16 protein-coding genes are annotated in these 20267 nt (G+C 68.4%); 11 read left to right on the forward strand and 5 right to left on the reverse strand.

Features of this window, described 5'->3' with window-relative positions; genetic code table 11:
- From WBA97_RS33425 to WBA97_RS33435, 3 genes are all read left to right on the forward strand, one after another.
- Positions 1-1485, forward strand: a 1485-nt coding sequence (locus WBA97_RS33425; RefSeq protein WP_424234983.1) for a condensation domain-containing protein, incomplete at its 5' end; no start/stop codon positions are given.
- The gene (locus WBA97_RS33430; protein WP_424234984.1) at positions 1485-3227 is read left to right on the forward strand and encodes a condensation domain-containing protein; all 1743 of its coding nucleotides are present in this window, start codon (positions 1485-1487) and stop codon (positions 3225-3227) included. The genes WBA97_RS33425 and WBA97_RS33430, both read left to right, overlap by 1 nt.
- A complete protein-coding gene (locus WBA97_RS33435; RefSeq protein WP_424234985.1) occupies positions 3224-4564 on the forward strand; it encodes an MFS transporter in 1341 nt (446 codons plus the stop codon). The genes WBA97_RS33430 and WBA97_RS33435 overlap by 4 nt, the downstream gene beginning before the upstream one ends.
- Here WBA97_RS33435 and WBA97_RS33440 read toward each other — a convergent pair.
- Positions 4460-5116 (reverse strand): hypothetical protein, encoded by a 657-nt coding sequence (locus tag WBA97_RS33440; protein ID WP_424234986.1) that lies wholly within the window; start codon positions 5114-5116, stop codon positions 4460-4462. The two genes, WBA97_RS33435 and WBA97_RS33440, sit on opposite strands and share 105 nt — an antisense overlap.
- 38 nt (positions 5117-5154) lie before the next feature.
- On the opposite strand from WBA97_RS33440, the gene WBA97_RS33445 reads away from it, so the two are divergent.
- The 5 genes from WBA97_RS33445 (at position 5155) to WBA97_RS33465 (ending at position 9417) form a co-directional block, all read left to right on the forward strand.
- On the forward strand, positions 5155-6360 hold the full coding sequence (locus WBA97_RS33445; RefSeq protein WP_424234987.1) for a macrolide family glycosyltransferase: 1206 nt from the start codon (positions 5155-5157) through the stop codon (positions 6358-6360).
- A gap of 284 nt (positions 6361-6644) precedes the next feature.
- On the forward strand, positions 6645-6959 hold the full coding sequence (locus WBA97_RS33450; RefSeq protein ID WP_424234988.1) for a hypothetical protein: 315 nt from the start codon (positions 6645-6647) through the stop codon (positions 6957-6959).
- A gap of 546 nt (positions 6960-7505) precedes the next feature.
- Positions 7506-7949 (forward strand): AbrB/MazE/SpoVT family DNA-binding domain-containing protein, encoded by a 444-nt coding sequence (locus WBA97_RS33455; protein ID WP_424234989.1) that lies wholly within the window; start codon positions 7506-7508, stop codon positions 7947-7949.
- The gene (locus WBA97_RS33460) at positions 7936-8982 is read left to right on the forward strand and encodes a tyrosine-type recombinase/integrase (protein ID WP_424234990.1); all 1047 of its coding nucleotides are present in this window, start codon (positions 7936-7938) and stop codon (positions 8980-8982) included. Before WBA97_RS33455 ends, WBA97_RS33460 begins: the two co-directional genes overlap by 14 nt.
- Before the next feature lie 42 nt (positions 8983-9024).
- Positions 9025-9417 carry a helix-turn-helix domain-containing protein gene (locus WBA97_RS33465; protein ID WP_424234991.1) on the forward strand — a complete coding sequence of 131 codons (393 nt, stop codon included), beginning with the start codon at positions 9025-9027 and terminating at the stop codon, positions 9415-9417.
- Between the two features lie 21 nt (positions 9418-9438).
- Here the strand turns inward: WBA97_RS33465 and WBA97_RS33470 are convergent, their stop codons facing one another.
- A complete protein-coding gene (locus tag WBA97_RS33470; protein ID WP_424234992.1) occupies positions 9439-9690 on the reverse strand; it encodes a helix-turn-helix transcriptional regulator in 252 nt (83 codons plus the stop codon).
- A gap of 188 nt (positions 9691-9878) precedes the next feature.
- Here WBA97_RS33470 and WBA97_RS33475 point away from each other — a divergent pair, with 188 nt between their 5' ends.
- Both WBA97_RS33475 and WBA97_RS33480 read left to right on the forward strand, forming a co-directional pair.
- Positions 9879-10937 carry a tyrosine-type recombinase/integrase gene (locus WBA97_RS33475; RefSeq protein ID WP_424234993.1) on the forward strand — a complete coding sequence of 353 codons (1059 nt, stop codon included), beginning with the start codon at positions 9879-9881 and terminating at the stop codon, positions 10935-10937.
- Positions 10938-11423: 486 nt separating this feature from the next.
- Positions 11424-12248, forward strand: coding sequence for an HARBI1 family protein (locus WBA97_RS33480; protein ID WP_424235010.1), 825 nt, complete (start codon positions 11424-11426; stop codon positions 12246-12248).
- Between the two features lie 191 nt (positions 12249-12439).
- Here the strand turns inward: WBA97_RS33480 and WBA97_RS33485 are convergent, their stop codons facing one another.
- Together WBA97_RS33485 and WBA97_RS33490 are read right to left on the reverse strand one after the other, a co-directional pair.
- Positions 12440-13519, reverse strand: coding sequence for a UvrD-helicase domain-containing protein (locus tag WBA97_RS33485; RefSeq protein ID WP_424234994.1), 1080 nt, complete (start codon positions 13517-13519; stop codon positions 12440-12442).
- Complete coding sequence (locus WBA97_RS33490) at positions 13512-15200, reverse strand: ATP-dependent nuclease (protein WP_424234995.1); 1689 nt, start codon at positions 15198-15200, stop codon at positions 13512-13514. Before WBA97_RS33490 ends, WBA97_RS33485 begins: the two co-directional genes overlap by 8 nt.
- Before the next feature lie 824 nt (positions 15201-16024).
- Between WBA97_RS33490 and WBA97_RS33495 the strand changes: the two genes are divergently transcribed.
- Positions 16025-17035 carry a hypothetical protein gene (locus WBA97_RS33495; protein WP_424234996.1) on the forward strand — a complete coding sequence of 337 codons (1011 nt, stop codon included), beginning with the start codon at positions 16025-16027 and terminating at the stop codon, positions 17033-17035.
- A gap of 57 nt (positions 17036-17092) precedes the next feature.
- Here the strand turns inward: WBA97_RS33495 and WBA97_RS33500 are convergent, their stop codons facing one another.
- Positions 17093-20266, reverse strand: a complete 3174-nt coding sequence (locus WBA97_RS33500; RefSeq protein WP_424234997.1) for an AAA family ATPase — start codon at positions 20264-20266, stop codon at positions 17093-17095.
- Position 20267 lies beyond the last annotated feature (1 nt).

The raw sequence follows: 20267 nt of genomic DNA on the forward strand, positions 1-20267 counted from the left end.
GCCGCCGCCCGGGGCCCACGCGCCGCGGCACGCCACGACCCGGGTGCGGGCCCGGTCGCGCTGACCCCGGTCATGCACCGGCTCCGCGACCTCGGCGGACCGGTCACCCGGTTCCACCAGAGCCTCGTGGTGCGTACACCCGCGGACACGACGGAGGCGACGCTCACGGCGGCGCTGCAGGCCGTCCTCGACCACCACGACATGCTCCGCCTCCGGTTGAGTGGCGCCGACGACGACTGGACCATCGCCGCCGGCCCGCCCGGCTCCGTCCCAGCCAGGAAGCGGCTGCGGGTCGTGCCCGCCGACGCCATGACCCCGGACGCGCTCGACGCCGCCGTCGCCGCCGCGACTGACGCCGCCGCCCGCGACCTAGACCCGCGGGCGGGGATCGCGTTCCTCGCGGTGTGGTTCGTCACCGGCCCGGCACGGCAGGGACGGCTGCTGCTCGTCGGCCACCACCTGGCCGTGGACGGCGTCTCGTGGCGGATCATCCTGCCGGATCTGGCCCGTGCGCACGCCGCTGTCGCCGCTGGCGCGGCACCCGTGCTCGACCCGGTCCCGGTCTCGTTCCAGCGGTGGGCGGGCGGGCTGGCCGAGCGCGCACGGGAGCACGCCGCCGAACTGCCGCACTGGACCGCGGTGGCCGGGGTCCCGGACATCGGCCTCCGCGGCGTGGACCCGGCCACCGACACCGTCGCCACCCGCCGCACGCTCCGGCTCCGCATGACACCCGCGGAGACCGCGCCGCTGCTGGACACCGTGCCTGCCGGGTTCCACGCCACCACGCACGACGTAGTGCTGGCGGCGACCGCGGTCGCGGTCCGGGACCGGCTCGCCCGCGACGGCGGGCCGGTGCCGCTGGACGTCGAGGGGCACGGCCGGGAAGGCGCGGACCTGTCCCGCACGGTCGGCTGGTTCACCACCGCCTACCCCGTCGCCGCCGACCCCGGCACCGTCGACTGGGCCGACCTGTGGGCGGCCGGGCGCACGGCGGGGGACGTGGTCAAGCGTGTGAAGGAACAGCTCGGTGCCACCCCGGCGGACGGGACCGGGTACGGCCTGCTCCGCCGTTTCCACGAGGACGGCAGGCGCGCACTCGGCGGGGCGCCGCACCCGCGGACCGGGGTCAACTACCTGGGCCGCTTCGCGGCCGCGACCGGTGACTGGGCGCCGGCGGGCGGGATCACGGGCGGCGCCGACGACGCGCTGCCGCTCGCGCACGTGCTCGAGCTGAACGCCCACGTCGAGGACGAACCGGACGGACCGCACCTCGTGGCGCACTGGTCGTGGGCCGGCGGGGTGCTGCCCGACGACGTGGTCGCGGACCTGGCGGAGACGTGGCACCGGTTCCTGCTGGTGCTGACCGAGCACGTGGCGCGCCCCGGAGCGGGCGGGCACACGCCGTCGGACCTCGCGTTGACCGGGCTGTCGCAGGAGGACATCGAACTGCTCGAACGAGAGCTGACCGAGGAGTGGGAGCACTAGTGCCGGACGCACCGAAGATCGAGGACATCCTGCCGCTCACCCCGCTGCAGGAAGGCGTGGTGTTCCACGCCGCGTACGACACGGGCGCGCCCGACGTCTACGCCGTCCAGGTCGCCGTCGACCTCGAGGGCGACGTCGACGACGGCGCCCTGCGGGACGCGGTGACCGCACTGGTCCGCCGCCAGCCCGCGCTGCGCACCAGCTTCCGGCAGGTCGGCGAGCGCGGCGTCGCGCAGGTCGTGCAGTCGGCGGCCCGGCCGGTATGGCGGGAGGTGGACCTCACCCGTGCGCCGGCGACCAGCGCCGAGGCGGTCGCGGAGGAGGACCGGGTGCGGCGCTTCGACCTCGCCGTCGCCCCGCTCGTCCGGTTCACGCTCCTCCGGCTGGGGCCGCGGCACCGCAGGCTGGTCTTGACGAACCACCACGTCCTGCTGGACGGCTGGTCGATGCCGCTGCTCATGCGTGAGCTCCTCGCGCTGTACCACGGCCACGACCCGGGCGGCCCGGCCGCGTCGATGCGGGCGTACTTCGCCTGGCGCGGCGCCCAGGACGAGGAGGCCGCCCGCGCCGCGTGGCGGGACGCGCTCGCAGGTGTCGACGGACCCACCCGCCTCAGACCGAACGCCGACCTCCGCCGGCCCGTCATGCCGGACGAGCTGGCCGTCCGGTTGCCCGAACGAACCACCGCCGCACTCACCACCCGTGCCCGCGCACTGGGCACCACGACCAGCACGCTGGTGCGGGCGGCGTGGGCGCTGCTCGTGTCCGGGCTGACCGGGCGGGCGGACGTGGTGTTCGGCGCGACCGTCGCGGGCCGGCCACCGGACGTGCCCGGGATCGAGTCGCAGCTGGGGCTGTTCATCAACACGGTGCCCGTCCGGGTGCGAGTCCTGCCGGGTGACTCGCTCGCGGAGCTGGTCGCACGGATTCAGGACGACCGGGCGGCGCTGCTGCCGCACGAGTTCCTGGGGCTGCGGGACATCCAGGAGCTGAGCGGGATCGAGGGCGACCTGTTCGACTCGGTGGTCGTGTTCGAGAACTACCCGATGACGGACCTGGCCGGGCACGGCGAGCCTCGGATCACCGCGGTCTCGACGCACAACCGGACGCACTACCCGCTCACGGTGCTGGTGCTGCCCGGCTCAGCGCTGGAGGTCCGGTTCGGGTACCGGCCCGACCTGTTCGACGCCGACGAGGTCGCCCGGGTCGCGGAGCGGTTCCTCAGGGTGCTCCGCACCGTCGCGGAGGCCGACCCGGCGACCCCGGCCGCCCGGGTAGACCTGCTGCTGCCCGAGGAGCGGCGACAGATGCTGACCGACTGGAACGACACCGCCCGGCCGGCCGGGCACCGTTCCGTCGTCGACCGGTTCCGCGCGCACGCCGAGGCCACGCCGGACCGGGTCGCGGTCGTGTTCGGTGCCGAGTCGGTGACCTACGCCGAGCTCGCGGACCGGGTCGCCGACCTCGCCGGCGAGCTGGCGGCACGCGGGGTCGGCCGGGAGGACGTGGTCGCGATCGGCCTGCCCCGGTCGGTCGACCTGGTGGTCGCGGTGCTCGCCGTGCTGAACGCGGGCGCGGCCTACCTGCCGCTCGACCCGACCCATCCGCCCGAACGCCTCGCGCACGTGCTGCGGGACGCGGCGCCGGTACTCCTGCTCACCAGCGACCGCACCGCCACGCGGATCCCGGCGGGCAACGTGCCGCGTCTGGTGGTCGGCACGCCGGTCCCCGTCCCCGGATGACCGCGCCCGCGGTGACCGCTGACGCGGTTCGCGAGTTCCGCTGGTACTGGGTCAGCCAGAGTTCCGGCGTGCTGGGCAGCCAGGTGGCCACGTTCCTCCTGCCGACGATCGCGATCGTCCAGTTCGGTGCGTCCGGCACGCAGGTAGGCCTGCTCACGGCGGCCGGGACGGTCGCGTACCCGGCGCTCGGACTGTTCGCGGGGGTGCTGGCCGACCGGGTCCGCAGGCGGCCCGTCATGGTCGTCGCCGATCTCGCCAGGGCGGCGGCGTTCGCGTGGCTCCCGGTCGCCGCCGCCCTGGCGTGGCTGGGCTTCGCGGACCTGCTGGTGGTCGCGTTCGCGGTGGGTGCCCTGGGGGTGCTCTTCGACGTCGCCGCGCAGTCGCACCTGCCGACGCTGCTGCCCCGGCCGATGCTGGCGATGGCGAACGCCAGAATGGAGGCGACGATGGCGGTCGCCGTGCTCGCCGGGCCGGTGGCGGGCGGGCTACTCCTCCAGGTCTTCCCGGGCGCCGTCGCGCCCGCGGTGGCCGCCGTGCTCTTCCTGATCTCGGTGCTGGCGCTCACCCGGCTGCGGTCCCGCGAACCCGCGCCGGTCCGGGTTCGTGACACGACGGCGCTCCGCGAGATCCGAGAGGGGGTCGTGACGCTGCTCGGGCACCCGCTGTTGCGGCCCACGACGATCGCGGGCGCGGCGCGCAGCTTCGGCAACGCGGCCACGGGCACCATCGCGCTCGTCTTCGCCTACCAGGTGCTCGGGCTCGCGCCGGGTGTCGTCGGCCTGCTGCTCACGGTCAGCGGCGCGGCCGGGATCGTCGGCGCGTGGACGAGCACCCGCGTGGTCGCGCGCCTCGGTATGGGCAGGACGCTGGTCGTCTCCTGTGCGTCCGGCGCGGTGTGGATGCTCGCGCCGCTGGCCATGTGGCTGCCGCCGGTGCCGGTGTACCTCGCCGTCGGGGCGTTCGCCGCGGTCTGGCTGCCGATGTGGAACGCCACGGTTACCACACTGCGCCAGGTGGTCACGCCGACCGACCTGCTCGGCCGGGTGCACGCGACCGCGCGCACGGTGAACTTCTCGATGATGCCCGTGGGCGCCTTCCTCGGCGGGGCGGGTGCAGGAGCGCTCGGTGCGTTGCTCGGCCAGGAAGCAGGCTTCGCGACGGTCTTCCTGATCTGCGCGGTGCCCTCGGTCGCCGGCGCGGTGGCGCTGCTCCGGGCGTCGCTCGGCTCGGTCTCAGTCCCGGCGGGTGCTGACCACGTGGGTGGCGGTCCCGGCGACGGCGAGGACGGCGACCGCGACCGCGAACAAGCCCGCGAGCGGGACGAGCAGATCCCCTGACACCGTGACCCGGCCCATGAGCATGAGCATCGAGTTGACCGGCGCGAGCCCCGGCGTCAGCAGAACCGGGAAGACCAGGGCCAGTGCCAGCACCAGCGCGTACCCCTGCCGCCGGATCACGAGCCGTGAGCTCACCAGTCCGATCGCGATTCCCGTGACCGCCGCGGTCAGCTGCGCCACCAGCCCGACCACGAGGTCGGTGGCGGACAACGGGTGGTTGCCGAAGACCAGCGGCAGCACGAGCCCAATGACCGACATCGCCAGGTTGCCGAGCACCGCCACCGCGATAGTCGCCACCAGCACCCGGTGGGCACCGCCCGCGCTCACGATCGTGATCGCCCGGTGGGTCGGCTCCTCGACGCTGACCAACGCGATGGTGAACCACGTGGCCGCCACAAACAGCATCGCGGCACACGAGGAATACACGGGCGGCAAGGGACCGTCGTCGTTGCTCGAGAAGATCCCGACGGCGCCGGTGAACAACAACACCGGGGCCAGATACCGCTGCGAATGCATCAGCGTGGCGGCGGTGTACCGAATCAAGGCGAACATAACGGAGCGGACTATACCGGTTCGGCGAGGAGGAGATCGTGCCGCCGCACATCGCATTCGTTCCGGTCACCGGAGCAGGACACGTGAACCCGGCGCTGGCCGTCGCGGAGGAGTTGCGTATACGGGGAAATCGCGTGTCGTTCGCGGCGACCGCCAAGTTCGCGAGCCAGGCAGCGCGCGCGGGTGTCGAGGTGGTCCCCTACCGGTCCACCCTGCCTGCCGACGCGCCGACGGAGGTGCCGCCCGAGGAACGCCTGCGACGGACGATGTCCTTGATCGTCGAAGAGTCCATGGCCGTGGTGCGGCAACTGGAGGTGGCCTACCGTGGCGACCGGCCTGACGCCGTCGCCTACGACGGGCCGGTGATGGCCGGTCGGCTGCTCGCGTTGCGGTGGGGGGTCCCGGGCGTGCGCCTGCTTCCCATGTTCGCAACGCCGGAGCAGTACGTTCCTGACGATCTCCGCGTAACGGACGCGCTGGCCGCACTGGCCGCACTGGCCGCACTGGTACCGGAATCGGCGGACGAGGTGCGGGACTTCCTGTCCGAACGTGATCTTTCCGGCGTGCGCGCGGCGGACTTCATGAACAACCGCGAGGAATGTTGCGTCTCATTTCTCCCGCGTGCGTTCCACCCGGGCGGAAACGAGTTCGACCGCCGGTTCACCTTCGCCGGCCCCTGCCTGGGCGCGGACCGCCTCGCGGAGACCTGGCCCGGGGACGAAGGGCCACAGGTGCTCGTCTCGCTCGGCACCGTCCACAACGCCAACACGGGATTCTTCGGAACCGCGATGACGGCCCTCGCCGACCTCGCGCTGCGGGCCGTGATCGTCACGGGCGGGCGCGTGGCGCCCGCCGACCTGCCCGCGCCGCCGCCCAACGTGTCGGTGCGATCGCGGGTGCCGCACCTGGCCGCGCTCGCCCGCGCGTCGGTGTACGTCTGCCACGGCGGCATGGGCAGCGTCATGGAGGCGCTGTACCATGGCGTCCCGGTGATCGTGGTGCCACAGAGCCCGGAACACCGCGTTACCGGCGAACGCGTGCGCGAACTGGGCCTCGGCCGGTGCGTGCCACCGGAGACCCTCACCACGGCCAAGCTCACGAACACCCTGCGGGCAACCCTCTCCGACAAGACGATCGCCGCCCGCTGCACCCGCATGCGGGCCGACATCCGAAAAGCAGGCGGCAAATCCACCGCGGCGAACGCCATAGAACGCTTCCTGGCGGAGGAGAGCCGACCTGGTTAACGCACCGCGGCACAACCGAGGTACTTGCCCGCGAACGCCGCCGCCATGCCCACTGCCAGGGGCAGTGTCCACCGAGGGTTCCAGTCCCTTCGTGCAACAGTCCCCTACTCCGACAGCCCGCTCCTGATCGGCCGACTTGGACATGCGCCCCTTCCTCACCCCGGCCAAGCTCACGCCCACCGCCGGGAACCCCTCCGACAAGACCCTCTGCACTCCGACCGCGGGCCGACATCCGTCAAAGTGTCCGATCCGTTCGTGGCGGGTCGGGCATCCGGCACGGCACGATGTCGTCTCATGGCCGACTGCACCGGCATGGCCTGACCAAGCAACTGCTCGTAGGTATTCGCGAGTGTGACCCGACCTACCGCCCGACGAACTTCTGGACGCCGGACCTGCGCGATATTCTCGCCGATCTCGAGGAACGCGGCTTGGCGGGGTTCAAGTCCTGGCCGACGGCCGGCTACTGGCTCTGCCCGACCTACCACGCGGACCTGTCGCCGCGCGCCTTCGATAAGATCTACAAGCTCGCGCTCGAGGCCAACCCGGAGCTGTCCAAGTGTCGTGGATATGTTCGACGAACGGCCACCATGAGGCGTTGAGGGACTACGACGCGGCTCGGCTGACCTGGGACCAGTCCCGCTGGCCGTTTGATCTGGCGGGTCACGGCGAGAACGGAGTGTGCCTGCCCCTCGTCACTACGCGTTGACGGACGTGGACGCCGTCCGGTGGGGCAAGCCGTACCTGAACCATACCCATGCCCCAACCCATGAAACCCCACGTCACGCTACGAACGTTCAGCTCAGCGACTCAGCACAGGCTGGCTGCAGTCGTCGAGGTCGACAGCCTTTCGCTGGTATGCTGCAGGCATGAGAAACCTCCCGGAATCCGGGAGATCGCCCTCGAACAGGTGTTCGTCCCCCCTCGGACACCACTAGCACGGAAATTTCCGTGTGGTGGTGGAGGTTCGGGACTCGGGCCCGTGCTCCGGGGAATCTCCCTTCATCTGATCAGGCGACAGGCTTGCGCCGGTTGGCGGGCCGCGTCCGCCCGGTGATCGCCACGTCACCAGGGTCTCGTTGTGCGTTCTTCTCGTGTCGTTGCGGAGATTTCCACTCGTTTGCGGGTTCTGTCCGGGGTGGACGGTCGTGACCAGCGAGCGTCCGGTGGGATTGTTTGTGCCGCCGGAGGTGGTCGCCGGTCACGCGGTCACGCCACGACCGGTCTGTTCGCCCTCACCGCCGATGCGGTTGGTGCCGGGTATGGCGGCGGTCGACCATTCCGGCCGGGTGCGGGACACGGTCGTGTTCGGCGTGTTGGGTTGGGAGCCGGGTGGACGCACCGGGGTCGGCGTGCGCGCGGAGGCGTTGCTGGTGCGTCGGGTCCAGCAGGGCGGGGCGATGATCGACGCGCGAGGCCGGGTGTTCCTGCCTGTCGCGGCCCGCGCGCAGCTGGGGATCGCGGTTGGTGAGCGGCTGCTGGTGGTGGCCGTCCCGGACCGGGATCTGCTGATCGTGCATCGGCTTTCCGTGGTGGCCGCCCTGCTCGCCGGCCACTACGGCGATGAGGGGATGCTCGATGTCCAGCGGTGAGTCGGCTCGACTCGCACGAGCGCGGCGAGTGCTCGCCGAGCTCGGGGTGGAGCCCATCGCGCTGCTCACCTCCCGCCCGCGTGGTGGGGAGGTCGCGCCGACGGTGGGTGCGTTCCTGTCCCGGATGCGGGCCGCGGCCACGCCGACGATGATCGGCTCCTACGGCACCTACTGGTCCCGGGCGGAGCAGGCGTGGGGGACGCGGCGGATCGACGAGATCCGGGCCTCGGACATTCTGGCCTGGATGCGCCAGTTGCAGCAGAACGCACAGCATCGTGGCAGAGGGCATCGGGATGGGCGGCATGCGGCGATCCACGGACTGCACGCGCTGCGCGCGTTCTACCGCTTGGCCGTCGCCGACGGGTTGCTCGACCCCGATGAGAACCCGGCCGCGCGGGTTCGGCTGCCGCGCCGGTTGCCCAGCACCCGCCGTGCTCTGACCACCGTGGAGTTGGCGGCGATCAACCAGGTCGTCGCGACCACCGGCCGCGACCCGGCGCTGGACTGTCTGTTGCTGCGGCTGCACACCGAGACCGCCTGCCGGCGTGGCGGTGCCGTCGCGTTGCGGCTGGCCGACCTCGACGCCGAGTCCGGTCTGGTCCGCTTGTGCGAGAAGGGTGGCACCCAACGGTGGCAGCCGGTCTCCCCGACTCTCGCGGCCGCGCTCACCCGCCACGCCACCTGCCGCGGTGTCCACGACCCGGAACAGGCGCTGCTGCGCCACGCCGATGGACGGCCGCTGAGCTACCGCCGCTACGACCGGATCTGGGAACGGGTGCGGGACGGGCTGCCGTGGGCCGCCGCGCAGGGTGTGTCCACCCACTGGCTGCGGCACACCACGATCACCTGGGTAGAACGCCACTTCGGCTACGGCATCGCCCGCGCCTACGCTGGGCACACCGACAGCAGGGGCGCGTCCACCACCACCTACATCCGCGCCCGGCTTCCGGAGGTCGCCGCCGCTCTGGCCGCGCTCACCGGCGAACCCCACCCCCTCGCCCAGCCCAGGCATCCCGGCCAGGCAGCAACCTGACAGCTAATATCAGCGCCGACCGTTGAGATCGAAGGTGGTGGGGTGTCAGAGGACTGGGCGGCCGTCGCGACCGCGATGACCCAGCGTGTGCGCGAGCTGGGCTGGCGGCAACGTGAACTCGCCGAACGCTCCGGCGTCTCGCAGGCCATCGTGCGGGAACTCCAGCATCACACTGTCGAACGACGCCGCAGCCCGCGGACCCTGGCCGCGTTGTCGACCGCGCTGGGCTGGCATCCCTCCCACCTCCAGGAGGTCCTGCGCGGCGAACCAGTGACGACCATGGACCGGATCGCTGAACCGGCGGCCACATTCACACCGGATGCGAGGTCGCGTCTGAACGACCTTGACGAGCACGTGCGCGGGATCGCCACCCGGCTCGATGAGCTGACCACCGAGGTCAGGACAGCGCTGCGTCAGCTCCGCAGCACACGGTGAGGACTGCGACGCCGGCGAACGTCAGCCACCCGAGTTGTCCCATCGGAAAAGGTCACGCGCCTCGACACCGAGCGCGTAGGCCAGGACGAGGACGCGGTCCAGGCTGGGGCTGTGCCGGCCGTTCTCGATCCGGTTGATCGTCTTGCGGTCGAACCCACTCGCGTCGGCCAACGTCTCCTGCGTCCACCCGGCCTCCTGGCGGATCGTCGCCAGGCGGCGGCCGAAACGGGCGCGGTCCTGCGCCAGGCGGGGATGAACCGGAGACACAGGCATGGGGGCAACGTTGGTACTCAACTAGGGCGCGAGTCTGTACCAACAATGGTACTCTACAGATCTTGGCTGACCACCCGCAGGTCCACGCACTCGCCGCGATGGCGAAGATCCACCCTGTCGGGTGACACCAGGAGTTCGGTCCCCTCGGTAACCACCGCACGCTGTCGCCAGCCATCGGAGGACCGAGCATGAGCACCGCACCAGCCACCGTGCAGGCAGCCCAACTGCTGCTCCAGCAACTCGGCGTGTCGATCGACGATCTCCGCCGAACACCCGTCGCTGTTCCGACCATTGCCGAGTACCTGCCGACCGTGATCGCCGCCTCCGGCGCCGGTGCCCGCCGCACCTACGGCAGCTACTGGAACCGCATCCTCACCACCTTCGGCCCACGCCGACTCGACCAGATCGCACCCACTGAACTGCAGGTCATGATGCGGCAGGCCATGGACACCCCCGTTCGCCGACGCAACCACCGCGGCGGGGTATGCGCCGGCGAACACCTGCTGGCCGCGATGCGCGCCATCTACGCCCACGCCGTCGCCGACCACCTCGTTCCCGCCGATCGCAACCCGGCCGCCTGCGTCCGCAAACCCCGCCGCCCAGCCTCCGAGCGCCGCGCGCTCACCCGAGCGGAACTGGCCGCCATCTACGACGCCGTGGCCAGCGGCGGGAACGACGCCGTGCTCGACACGATTCTGGTCCGGCTGCACACCGAGACCGCCTGCCGCCGCGGCGCCGCGATCCGCCTGCGACAGAACGATCTCGACTCACAATGGTGCCTGGTGCGACTGCGCGAGAAGAACCTCGCCCTCCGCTGGCACCCGGTCACCCCCACCCTGATGGCGGCGCTCGTCGCGCACCGCGATCACCGTGGTACCAGTACCGCGACCGACCCACTGCTGCGGTCCCGCGACGGCGTCCCGGTCACCGCCCGCCGTCACGACCGCCTCTGGGAACGCCTCGGCAGCCAACTCCCCTGGGTCTCCGCCCAGAACGTCGCCACTCACTGGCTCCGGCACACCACCATCACCTGGGTTGAACGCCACTTCGGCTACGGCATCGCCCGCGCCTACGCCGGCCACACCGACACTGCCGGCGCTTCCACCACCACCTACATCCGCGGCCAACTCCCCGAGATCGCCGCTGCCCTCGTCGCGCTCACCGGCGAACCCCACCCCTTGTGTCCGGCACTACCCACTCCCGTTGACCCAGCGGCTGAGCCGGATCGAACACATGCGCACCTCTGAACGGCAGGCCGGCATGCCGGCTCAGCCAGGCTCCGCGATCGCTGAGCGTCCGATTCCGCTGCTCGTGCCGCCTGAACCCGTACCGCACATAGTCTGTGAGGCGCTCCCACTTCCACCGCTGCTTGAACCGGCACCGGACACATCACTTGTGCTGGGCCTCGCTACCATTGATCATTCCGGGCGAGTTCGAGACCGCCTGGTCATGGACGCCCTCCGGTGGGTCTCGGGCGATCGCACCAGCGCGGCTGTACGAGGAAACTGCCTGTTTCTCCGTCGCACCGATCGTGGCGTCGCGATCGACGCCCGCGGGCGCGTGTACCTACCCGCCGGCGCCCGGACACTGAGCCATTCCGCGTAACCGCTTGTGACGGTGTGTGATCGTAGGCTGCGACGCGCCGAAGGTGTTGTGATGCAAGCGAAAGACGCAGAGCCCCGGTAAGAAAGTTGGTCCGACCAAAGATCAACTTCACAGGGGCTCTGCGCTTGATGAGTGGGACATACACGGCCACGCTGCCAGCACGCGAACGCACCGTGGTGTTCCTGACCAGCTTGTTGGACGCCGAACGGGCACGACGCGGGACCCGGACCGGCCGGCGAGCGTTGAGCACGCTCGCGCAGGCGGTGCTGGTATTGCGCTGGTTTCTCGACGGGACTCGGATGACACAGTTGGCCGTGGATAACAGGATTGGTAAGTCGACCGGGTATGACTATCTACACGAGGGCATCGACGTGCTGGCGGTTCGGGCGCCAGGCCTGGAATCGGCGTTGTTGGCGGCGAAGATGGCCGGACACGACCACGTCAGTATCGACGGCACCCTGATCGAGACCGACCGCTGCCGCACTCCAGGACCCACGAAAGGCGTGGATCTGTGGTGGTCGGGCAAGCACGCCAACCACGGCGGGAACATCCAGGTCATCACCGCCCCGGACGGCTGGCCCTTGTGGACCTCCGAGGTCCGTCCGGGCCGCGAACACGACACGACCGCGCTGCGTGAACATCTGGAGATCCTTCCCGCACTCAAGAGCTGGATCACCGAGAACCGACCCGCACTCGGCGACCTCGGCTATGAAGGCGAAGCCGACACCATCACCGTCGCGTTCAAGAAACCCAAAGGCGGTGAGCTCACCGACGAACAGAAGACGCACAACAAGGCCCACAACGGCAAACGCGCCATCGGCGAACGCGGCAACTCACTACTCAAGATGACCTTCAAAGCACTGCGCAACATCAGCCTCTGCCCTTGGCGCATCGGCAAGATCATCGCCGCCGCACTCGTGCTCCTGCACACCGACCACGACCGCACCACATGATCACCCACAGCAACCAACGGTTACGCGGAATAGCTCACTGCTCGGCATCGAGACGGAAGAGCGAGTGGTACTGGTGGCCGCCCCACAGAACGCGCTGCTGATCGTGCATCCTGCCCACGTCGTCACCGCTCTACTGGCCGAGTTCTACGCTGGTTATGTGAAGGCTCGGGGCTTACGCAGTCGATGATCGCTCACGGACGCCAGTAGGGAATCGGCGATTCACCTGGAGTGTTTAGGACGATCGCCACGCTCTGCTCGGCCCTGGTGACGGCCACGTAGAACTCTGCCGCTGCGCGCTCCTCGAGTCGCGTGCTGCTTTGGAGGAACTTGCATATATTGCTTGTGGGCCAGATCATGACCCGCGGCCGGGACAAGCCTTTTGAGACGCGGAAGTTCATGAAGTTGTATGGCATGTTCTTCGCCGAGTTCGCGCTCTGGCGCAGCAGCAAGGGGTCGAACTGTTCGAGGTAGGCCGGTACGTCCGTTTCGTGGACAAGGAACAGGCCGTCGTGGTCGGTACATGTAGTGTTTACCGAAGTGGTAGGCGTGAATGCCCACGAGGCGTCGAAAAGACTATCCGCGAACGACGCAATCTCTTGACGACACCGCCAGGTTTCGGCGCGCTGTTCGATGTGCAGCTGCCCTTTCTTCTGCTGCTCGCGGAACCAGCCCCAGATTTTCATGTATTGGTAGCGTTTGTGCTTCTTTTCGCGTTCGTTGGTCAACAGGACTGCTTGGCGAACGTCACCGACCATGTGGAGAGCGATGGGTGCCTTCATGAGCCGAAGGAGGATCTCCAGGTCGTATCCGCATAGGTCCTGCGTTTCGTCGATGTAGATTGTGTCGTAGATCCGGCTGAGGCATGCCACTGCCGCGTTCTGACTCGCGTCCGAGATGCGCGTCGCGAGTTGTGCGAGGTGAACCCGCCGGACCTGCGCCTCCGAGTTGAAGTACCTTTCATATGCCTCATTGCTGGTGTATTGCTGGGGCATGCTGTCGAAGTCGAACCCTGTAACACGTACGCCTGAGTAGACGAACGGCAACGCTGGCTTGACGAAGTGCCGGATCAGGAACGTGAACCAGCCCATGACCTCGATGGCCGGACGAAGCCCGACTTGGCTCGCGATGCGGCGACGCAGTTCGTCCTGGTTAGCCGTGGTGTATGTCAGGACCAGGATTCGCTCCTGCGGCGGAGCCGCGACGCAGGCATCCACGATGCCCTGTGTCTTCCGCGCACCTGCAACGGCCAAGGTGAGCTGGTTGTCAGGCATCGTGAACGAACTTCACAGCGTCGGCGATGTACTCTGGAGGTGTTAGATTGTGCGGTGAGTCGGCTATGCGGATCGCAGCGTCCGTCTTGTTGTTCGTCATCCAAGTCACTGTGTCGGCCTGGGGTGTGATGCCCAATACCGTTCGCATGGTCGCATCGGAGTTCTTGGCCAGTAGTTGCGGCTCGAGGGTACGCCCGTGGGCAGGCGCGCTGATGAACACCTCGCGACGGGTCCCGTCCAGGTACTGCACGAGGTCTGCACGAAGTACCTCCGGCGGCTTGCCGTCGTTGTCGCGCAGTGCCACGCAGCGCTTGTCGAGTGCGGCAGCTAGTTCCAAGCAACGTTTGAAGGACAGCCCGCGCATGCTGAGCACGTCGATGCCGTCCTCGATAGGACGCCGCTGATATTGGTCGCAATAGAAGCGCTCGAACACGATCTCGTCGGACGGCCCCTCGACAAAGACTACGCGATCCGCGAGAACGAGCCGTAGCGTGTCGTAGCCCGGCAGCTTGCGGAAGTAGGCCACCGTGTCATCGCTGATATCACCGAATGTGCATGTGTTGCCATCGTTCACCAAGCGCAGTGCATCAAGCCCCAACCTGTTCAGCACGTATGAGCTGTGCGTCGACATGAAGATCTGCTGGTTCTCACCGCGGAGATCACGAATCCTTGATACGAGCCTGTTCAGGCTCGTATGCGACAGGTGGTTCTCCGGTTCCTCGATAGCGACCACCCGCGCCGTGCTGTTGTTCCTGTCCATCGCGAGCGCAAGCTTGATCGATACCTGCTGTCCGAGCCCTGCCATGCCGAAGGGCAAGTCAGACACGTGAGGTACGACACTCAGGTCCCACGCGGACCGCGACGATTGGTCCATCGCCAGGCTGAGCTGGTGGCCGTCGAGTGGGCCGTCCAGGTCCCGCAGCACCTTGTTCACACCTGCCAGGTGCTGCTGGGTCATCTCCTCTTTGACCGACCTGTAGGCCACGGACACGGCGGCGTGCTCCGCTGGCGCGAGCCGCTCCTGGAGTAGCTGCCGGACGTGGTAGTCGACGGCGTTAGAGGATCGAACCGTGCGCGAGTCGATGACCGCTACCGTCAACTCCCGAGGTTTAGCGCTGAGCACCTCACCTCTGAAGGTTCGCCAAATGACCTTGAAGTACTCGACGGGCAGGATCCCTGTCCCGGAGTTCAGGTGCTGCTCGATCTCCTCTGCGTATGCCTGATCGGGCTCGATGGCGAGTTCGACACCGGGACACATCCTTACGGGACGTTCCGAGTGGTTGGCACCTGCAAGCGTCTGCAGGCCGTCCTCATCTTTCAAAAAGATCTCGATAGAGATCGTCGGAGGTGTTCGTTGCCCGCCAGCACACCGGTCGACGAAGAATTCCTGGACCATACCGCGGTTGAACCAGTACGGGTTCAGTTCTTCGGCAGCCGAGCGACCGTTGATCCTGCCAGTCAAGGCCATGTTGATGGCTTCAAGAATCGTCGATTTCCCGCTCTCATTGTCACCGACAAAAATATTCAGATCAGCGGAAGCCGTGACGGTCGTGTCTTTGAATTTCCGATAACCACGAATCCGAACCTTTTCGATCACGACAAACCCCTTACCGCCTGCTTGTAGTCGTTGACGGACCGCAGGGTCTTCCGACTCTGAAGCAACACCGTTGCTGACGTCCACTTGATCTCCGTTATGGACGAACATCGCCACAAGGCGGCAGTCTGTTACCACCTGTTACCGCCCAACCGGGCCAAGTTCGGCGAGTCCGAACCATGCGCAACGCGGAGTGCACGCGTGGATCGGTTGACCTACTGGCCCGGTCCAACTCGGCCCGCTCCACCGCCTCGGCAGCGGGATCTCAACGGTCCGCCGCAACACCTCGCGGGCGCCGATACCACAGCATCTGCAGCGATGCGTCCGGTCCAGCCGTCCACATCGCGAGGCGCGTACGTCGGCACCTGGCCACTCTCGTCCCACGCGGCGGGATGCACGCCCAGCAGCACAGGGTCCCTCGGCTCGCGGACCGGCTGTAGCCGACCGCCGAGAACCTGGTCCGGCAATGCGGTCCGGACCTCGGCGCCACGGTCGACCAACGCACGCCCGCGCGCACCGAACACCCCGAGCACCGCGAGCACCACGCCCGTGACCACGCCGACGATCCGGTCACTGAGGAGGAAGCCGGCCAGCACTCCGACCACCGCGCCCACGACAGCGACAGCGGCGAGTAGCAGCCACCCCCTTCGCCCGACGAGACACCACGCCCTCGACGGTATCGGGTCAGGCCTTGACTGCGGCGTAATGTGTGTGCGGACCCGTGCAGGCCACGCGCTTGAACCGCTCGTCAACGTTCGCCAACGAACCGAACACACCACCCCAGAAACTCTCAGTGGAACTGAGCCAACTGCTGGCCTCGGCCCTGCAACGACGAGAAGGCGGGGGTGTCATATCGTTCGCGACGTTACAAGACGAGCCGCTTGCCAGCTGGCGGAAGGGACGCGTGGACCATGAGCGGCGCGCACGGCTCTGAAAGTAGCGACGCTTCAAGCGGAAGCCTGGAGTTCGACCCCATTGTCAACGGGGTCGACTTCCTCGACAGCGCGATCTCCCATCTGGCCGAATCCGACGATCCCCGCAGCTTGAAGTACGCCGTCCTGCACCTGCAGGCCGCCATCGAGATCCTGGTCAAGGTACGGCTGCAGCGCGAAGGCATCCAGCACATCTTCGAGGATCCATATAGCGCCGATCAGAACAAGCTCAGGCAGGGCGACTTCCGCAGCGTCACGCTCACCACGGCGATCAAACGGCTGGCCAAGGTCGCCGACGTCCAGCTGTCAAACCCTCAGCGCGACGCTCTCAACTCCCTCAACAAAGAGCGCAACAAACTCCAACACTTCGGCTCCACCAGCAACCACGAGGTCGTGACCATCAGGGCCGCGGCAGCCCTTGACGTGCTGTCCGAGTTCATCCAGCACCACCTCGTGCCGGACGCACCCGACGAAGAGACCGAACACCTCGAGCGGGCCGAAGAACTCATCGCTGCCACGCTGACAACCATCAGCGCCGTCCACCGGGCCAGGTCGACCCGCATCGCGCCCGAGCTGGACGCCTGGCAGGGCATCATCATTCACTGCCCGGAATGTATGGAGGTGACGTGGACCTTCCAGCCCCACGACGAAGCCTCACACTGCCGGTTCTGCGGTCATGACTGGAACCAGGTGGAGGGCACCGACGCGGCCGAAGAGTACGTCTCGGCAGTCCTGGGTGAGTCACGCTACGAGGCAGCGAAGGGAAGGACCGGCTGGTCGATCACTGACTGCCCGGAATGCGAGTTAGAAGCGCTCGTCGCAGTCGCCACCCGTGACGATCCCAACAGCTTCCTCGTCAAGGCCTGCTTCGCCTGCGGCTTCGTCACCGACGGACGCCTCGGCTCCTGCGGGCGGTGCGGTCGCACTACCTCGGATCCCGACGACGGCATCTGTTCCTACTGCTTGGACGACTTGGTAGCTAGGGACTGAAACGATCCGGCGCACGATCCCTGAACCGGCACCTCCCCGACTGGAAAGGTCCCGCCGTCAGGCCAGCGTCTGCAGCCCGCTGACCAGATCCGCCTGCACGAGTTCGTCGCGCTCGGCTGGCGTCAGCCAGCGTGCTCTCGACCCGGTCGCACCACGCTCGACCCACAGGACGTCGTCCACCGCGTCGGCGACGGCGTGCAGGTGGCTGATCACCATGACGAGACGGTCGCCACCGGCCTGGGTGCGCAACACTTCCAGCGCGGCTTGCAGCGCCGTGGTGTCGAGCGCCGCGAACCCTTCGTCCAGAAACAGCGAGCCGAGACGAGGGCCGCTCAGGGAGTGCAGCTCGGCCAGCGCCAGTGCCAGCGCGAGGGACGCCAGGAACTTCTCGCCGCCGGAGAGTCGACTCGGGGTGTGGACGACGCCGGAGTTGCGGCTGACGATGGCGAAGTTCCCGGCGAAGCCGAACCGCAGATCGGTAAGCTGCCCGAGGAGATCGCTGGCGATGCCCAGCAGCGCTTGGGTGTTCTGCTGGGTCAGGTGACCGAGGAACTTGGCGTCGACCAGTTCGCCGCGCAGCACGTCCAGCGCCGCCAGCCGTGTCTCGCCGGCCTTGATGGCGAAATCCAGATCGGCGGCCGGCCGGACCTGCTGCTGCGCCGCTTCCTGTGCCGCGCGCTGGGCTTTCGCCTCTCTTTCGGCCGTTGCGTGGCCAGCGACGAGCGGGTGCAGCGAAAGTGGATCCGTCAGGTCTGCGGCAGGGTCGAAACCATCCACATCGGTCAGTGCCGCAGCCTGTTCGTCGAGACGGGTAAGCGCTTCTTGTGCCAGAGCCGAATGGGTGGCGCTGGTCTCGATCAGTTCGGCGTGCAGCTCGGCAGCGACGGTCGACAGGGCCGTCGAGAACGTCCGGATCTCGGCGATTCCCGATTGCGCGTCGGGTTCGGCTACCCGGCTCCGGCTGGTGTCGGGTAGCTGAGCCACCGCGTGCACAGCGGCGTTCGCCCACCCGTCCAAGCGGCTGCGGAGCCTGGCCAGCGGCTCGTCTACGTCGGTGCGATGTTTCTGGTCGAGGGCGCGCTGCAGGGTGAGTACCGAGTTCTTCTCCTGGCGACTCGTCTCCCGCGCGGCGAGCAGCTCCTTGACCTCGTCCAGCCGGGCGGCGATCGTCTCGGCCGCTTCCGCCGCTTCTGCGGCGCTGATGGCTATCGCGTCGTCCGGCAGGAGTGCCCGGATCCGAGGTGGCAAGCCGCCGAAGTCCGCGGCAGCTCGGTTCACGGCGCGCGTGTGCCGGGCCGACGCCGCCTTGGCCTCCTTCACCGCCTTCTGGTGAGCGGCCTTGCGTTCGCCCAGCGCCGTGCGGTCCGCCTCGATCGCGGCGGTTACCTTGATTGCGTCGGTGCGCAGTTGTTCCGCGCGGGTGGCGGCCGCGTGTTCGCTTGCGGTGAGGGCGGCGATGGCGGCCTCGGTGAGCTGCGCCGGGTCCGCGACGGCGCTTGGACGGGCGACCAGGGCGGTAGTGGCCGCGGTCAGTGTCGCCGACGCGGTTTCGGCGGCGAAGGCCACCTCGGCTTCCGTGGCGAGCGACGTGAAGTCCGTGAGGAGTTCCAGCGCCTTCTCGGTGGCTCGTTGCGCGTTCTGCTCGGCAGTCCGGTGGTTCTTCGCGCGCTCGGAAGTGGTCAATTCGGCCGTCGTGACCGCAGCGCGGGCCTCGGCGAGTTGACGGGCGGCCTCGTCCCGGTTGGCCTTCGCTTCGCTCACCTGTGCCTTCGCCGTGGCGAGTTCAGCTGCGCTCGCTCCGGCGTCCGCTTCGAAGTCGCCGGGCAGTTCTCGCTGGCACACCGGGCAGTCGTCGCCTGGGTGCGCCTCGGCGGCGACTGCCGCCGCCTGGTTGCGCAACCGGAGGGCATCATGTTTGTCCTCCGCCTCTGTGAGGTCGGTCTTGGCGATGGAGGCCTTTTCTTCGCAAGGCGTGACGGCCTGCTGTGCGGTTTCGAGAGCCTTGCAAGCCAGGCTGTGGGCCTGGGAGGCAAGGGCGACCTGCTGCGCCGCCGCAGTCGCTTCGTTCACGTGGGCGCGAACAGAGAGGCCGAGCGTGTAAAGCCGCTTGTTCATGTTGGCTGCGGCGTCAGCGAGCTCGGTGAACGGCTTGGCCTGCTCGGCCCGCCGGGTCAGCTCCGCGCCGACTTTCGCGATGACATCGGCTTCCGCCGCGAGTTCCTTGTTCCGAGCGGCGAGTCGGTCACGCTCGCCCCGGTGGTCCTCGGCCTGCGTCGCGAGCTTCTCGACGACCGCGGCGGCCTTGGCGAGTTCGCCCAGGCCTTCACCTTGAGCCTCGATACCTTCGATCTTTGTGGTCAGCACGCCGTCGCGCTCGTCGGCCGCGGCGGCACGGGAGTCCAGGGATTCCCGTCGAGTGGAGAGGCCGGCGACGACAGCCTCGAGGGTGTCCAGGATGGACGCGGCGTCTGTCACGGCCTTCTCGGCCAGGGCTTGGGCGGCGCGGTCGGCCCCGTCCGCTGCTGCGGTGGCCTCAGCTGTCTGCTTCTGGAGCGACGACATGGTGTCGATGGCGGAGCCCAACCGTTCGGCGGCAGCCTTGGCGGCGCTCGCCGCCACGCTAGCTGCCTCGGCGGCCTGTGCCGGGTTGTCAGGCATTGCCTGTCGCTTGATCCGCGCTTCCGCGAGCAGATCCGTCAGGCTCTCCCGGCGGCGGATGGCACCGTTTCGGACAGACTCGAGGGCGTCGGTCCCGAACAGCTCACGCAGTCGTTGGTTCCGTTCCCGCGGTGCGGCGGTGAGGAGTTGGTCGAACTTGCCCTGGGGCAGTAGCCCGACACGCAGAAAGGTCTCGTAGCCCATCCCCAGCACGGTCTTGATCCGCGCGTCGACGGCGCTCGCACCGTCTTCTTCGTGCCCGGTGTCGAGATTGGTCAGGTGGTGCCGCCCGGCGTTGGGGTTCTTGGCGTGCAGGGTGCGCTGCACTTTCCAGCGGTGCCCGTCATGCAGGAAGGTGAACTCGACGCTCATGGCTTTGGCGCCGTCGGCGATCAGGTGCCGGATTTCCTTGGCGTCCCAGGAACTCTTGCGGAACAGGGCGTAGGTGATGGCGTCGAGCAGGCTGCTCTTGCCTGCGCCGGTGTCGCCGAGTGCAGCGGCCAGGCTTTTGCCGGTGAAGTCGACCGTGACCTGGCTCGGGTAGCTGCGGAAGCCGGTCAGGGACAGGTTCATG

Source organism: Actinophytocola sp., assembly GCF_049647105.1.
GTDB lineage: Bacteria > Actinomycetota > Actinomycetes > Mycobacteriales > Pseudonocardiaceae > Actinophytocola.